This is a genomic window from Streptomyces sp. NPDC004752 (assembly GCF_053601275.1).
The window spans coordinates 1-2,397 of record NZ_JBSGBN010000287.1 but is presented as its reverse complement, the minus strand read 5'-3'; the positions used below and the strand labels follow the sequence as shown (position 1 = coordinate 2,397).

Annotated in this window: 2 protein-coding genes; both read left to right on the top strand. The window is 60.7% G+C overall.

Annotation, left to right across the window (positions count from 1 at the left end; all coding sequences use genetic code 11):
* The first annotated feature begins 229 nt into the window (after window positions 1-229).
* The gene (locus tag ACWEKM_RS46390; protein WP_451627342.1) at window positions 230-640 is read left to right on the top strand and encodes a hypothetical protein; all 411 of its coding nucleotides are present in this window, start codon (window positions 230-232) and stop codon (window positions 638-640) included.
* A gap of 87 nt (window positions 641-727) precedes the next feature.
* Window positions 728-2,119: a VanZ family protein gene (locus ACWEKM_RS46385; protein ID WP_451627341.1), complete on the top strand. Its 1,392-nt coding sequence runs from the start codon at window positions 728-730 to the stop codon at window positions 2,117-2,119.
* The last annotated feature ends 278 nt before the right edge of the window (window positions 2,120-2,397 follow it).

Here is a 2,397-nt window from a genome sequence, read left to right as displayed (position 1 = left end):
TCAACGACCCAGACACTCCCGGAACTTGATCAAGCCCTGGGCCACGGCGGGGTCGGCAAGTCGAGACTCACAGAAAGCTCAGAGGAACCTCAGATGATGTTCACAGAATGGCTGAAGATGATCTCCATTCGGTGAACGGTTTGTGATCAGATACTCACGATACGTTCCATCTAGGCGCAGCCTCTCCACATCCGAGAGGTTGGCATGCCCATGACCTTAAGGAGATTCCATGCGCCGCAGAGCCAACGCCACTCTCATCACCCTCGCCATCGCAGCAGGATCTGTCATGTTCAGCGCGCCGATCGCCTCGGCCGCCGCATACTGTGACGACTCCGGCTACACCTCCATCGGCGAGCCCATCGAACGGTGCACCTCTCTGTCCAACGGCGTCCTGGTCGTCCACCAGGCTTCGAACGGCGTCGTCGGCACCACGTACGGCAAGACGGGCGGATCTACCATCTCCGCCAACCTTGGTTACTCGCGCTCGGGGACCGCCCACTACGCCGACGCCGTCTCCATCGGCGCGGGCCAGGAGAAGCGTAAGACGTGGTCGCTCGGGGCCAGCGCCTACTGCTCGAGCATAATCGGCCTGCTTAAATACAGCGGCGGCCAATACCAGACGCCTGCCTCGCACTGCTAAACCAGAGCCTTGCAGGCCCCGCCCGCCAGGGCGGGGCCTTGCCCCCAGTACCGCTCGCCTTGACCTGACCACGCAAGGAACTGCGCCATGTTTTCCGCGATCTTCCAACACCACATCGGCTATCTGGCCGTGTGCACATTGATCGGCCTCATTTGCGGCGGCGTAGCATGGACGGTCGCCCATAAACGGAGAAACCCTCACGGTGCATGGTGGTCCGGACTTGTCTTTACTCTCACCGGCGTCCTCGGGGTCACGTTTATGGGCGGCGGCTCGGCTAGCGGCGTATGCGTCCTTAACCATAAGTTTGCCGAGCCCTTCCATACCACGCAAGGGTTGTGGAACCTTGCGATGATGGTGCCCGTCGGGGCATGCGCGCTCTTGGCCATCCGTCGCCCGCTTCCTGTCCTGTTCGGCGTCGTTGCGCTACCCCTGGGCATCGAGTTCACTCAGGCTACCGTTAATGGCCTAGGACGCGTATGCGATAGCTCGGACGCCGAGATGAACATTATCGGTGGTTTGATAGGTCTCGCCATCGCTGCGATTTCCCTCACAATCGGCAGCTCGCTAGCCTGGCAGGCAGGCATGAAGGGGACTTTGATTGCCTTCGCGGCACTGCTCCTCTTGGGATCGGGAGTTGCGGGCCCGATGCTGGACTTCACAAACGTGGACGGTAGCAGCCTCGCCGACGCAGACTCCGGGCAGAAGGAGGCCGTTCAGGCCGCCGTAAAAGAGGCATTCGGCGACCGTTACAAGATCGGGCGGGTGTACGAGCAGCCGTGTGGGGTTCCCTCATGCACCAACATCATCTTCATCCTGCTCAGCCGTGAAGAGGGACACCCTGAAGCCTTCGGTAGCGGCAGCCTTTCCTGGCCGGAAAAAAAGCACCTGAATGTACAGTTGGAGAACAGCGACCGGCCGACTGTCATGGGATACCCGGTGGCAGGCGCGAAAGCACCGTCTACCGATATCGAAGCCTCTCGAATCGCGAAGTCTTACGCCCAGCGACAGTATCCGTGGGCTATGGGTGCGACCATGAAGGAAACGTCCCCCGTGGGCGAAAAGGCCGCACTTGGCTGGATGACGAACTGGAGATGGACTCACAACAATGTTCTGATGCCCAGAATGCTGGACGTCCAGGTAGACAGGGCTGGACGTGTATCTCAGATTGATGTCACCCTTGGCCCGACTCGGGCAGAGATCCCCAAAGCTAAGATTGACGCCAGGCAGGCCGAAAAGGCAGTAAGCGAGGCGGTAGCCGTACTGCTCCGAGCCAATGGAAACACTGGCGCAGAATTCCACACCAAAGCAGTTACTGTAAAAGCGGTCGAGCAGGATGGTAGTTGGCAGCCGAATTGGCTTGTGAATGTGACGTGGCCCAGCGATGATTCGCAGGCGGAAGCGGCTGTTGAAATGTACCGCGTGAACGCCATCACTGGGCAGGTGTACGACGCGGCCGGACAGCCCCTCAAAGTCAGCTGACGCCCACTATCGATGAGTCCCGACCCTCGACCGCCGCCCCTGGTGTACATCGGATTTCAAGCGCAGCCCTGTCCGGACCCTGATGACCCGCCTCGTCCAGGAGGCCCGGAAGGCCGGGCACATCGGCCGTGTCCGCATCCTTTGGCTTTCATCTCTGTGGAGTTTTCGACTGGCGTCTGGTGCGGGGCTCTCACCCCCCCCCGCCCTGACATCTCGATCTCCCCGGCCGGGTAGCGCTGCAGGGCTTGATCAAGTTCCGGGAGTGTCTGGGTCGTTGG

Excerpts from the sequence above, each read along its gene's own strand:
- ACWEKM_RS46390 (WP_451627342.1), top strand. The coding sequence starts at position 230 with ATGCGCCGCAGAGCCAACGCCACTCTCATCACCCTCGCCATCGCAGCA.
- ACWEKM_RS46385 (WP_451627341.1), top strand. The coding sequence starts at position 728 with ATGTTTTCCGCGATCTTCCAACACCACATCGGCTATCTGGCCGTGTGC.